1 pseudogene is annotated in these 289 nt (G+C 55.0%); it reads right to left on the bottom strand.

The features are described from left to right. Positions 1–207, bottom strand: a pseudogene (locus ACI77I_RS32300) (IS110 family transposase); the annotation flags it as partial. Positions 208–289: the final 82 nt, after the last annotated feature.

Consider the following 289-nt stretch of genomic DNA (forward strand, 5'->3'; position numbering starts at 1 on the left):
TCCCAGCATGGCGACTTGTTGCGCCATGAAGTGGGCGCCGCCGCAGGCTTCCATCACAACAGTACAAGGCTCGATGGAAGCTAAATGCTGGAGCAATCCTGCTCGATTAAACTTTTTGCGCAGCAGTAGATGGCCACGCTCATCTTGTTCGTGAGCGTGATAGCTGTGCTTACCAAGGTCAACGGCGGTGATGTCTACTTTGCTCATGGCTGCGGTCTCCGATAGATCCCCCTGTGAAAGCTTAGTGGGCGTTCACAGGGGGCGGCGGGGGTAGCCATCTCATTATTTG

This window comes from Pseudomonas sp. D47, assembly GCF_045447305.1.
GTDB lineage: Bacteria > Pseudomonadota > Gammaproteobacteria > Pseudomonadales > Pseudomonadaceae > Aquipseudomonas.